General features: G+C 41.6%; 1 pseudogene. It reads left to right on the forward strand.

Annotation, left to right across the window (positions count from 1 at the left end):
• Positions 1-206: 206 nt before the first annotated feature.
• Positions 207-469: pseudogene (locus tag DXD25_RS17295) on the forward strand (hypothetical protein); the annotation flags it as partial.

Here is a 469-nt window from a genome sequence, read left to right on the forward strand (position 1 = left end):
CACAAGAGCAACCATGAGCCATCCATGTCGGATAGCAGCCAGAACCCATGGAATGGTATTTCTTCCATAGGACTTTTTGCTCCTGCCAACGCTCAGACCTTTGAACCATTCCCAGAGGATGAATCATCCAAGAAGAAAAAGAAGAAACGCAGAAGAGGCTTTAGCCTTTGATGCAAGTTACAAACCATTCAAACAACAAAAGAAATATGAAAGAAGAACTATTGGAAGCCATCTACGGCACAGTTGAGAGATTGGAGCAGAAAGTCGATGAACTTTCTGACTCCACAAAGAACGCAGGAGCAGAAAACGTTCCTGCAAGTAATGACATAACCAAGTTGGATAAGTCAATCAATGCGATGTTTACCAAGGAAGAGGAAGTCAGAGGTAAAATATCCAAATTAAGAGATGCCATTGTTGTTTTTGTTGACCTTATCAAGGTAGAACTTGGCAAAAATGAGCAGCGAAGCAA

Origin of the sequence: Prevotella sp. TF12-30 (assembly GCF_003436715.1) — a bacterium.
GTDB classification, from domain to species: Bacteria; Bacteroidota; Bacteroidia; order Bacteroidales; family Bacteroidaceae; genus Prevotella; species Prevotella copri_A.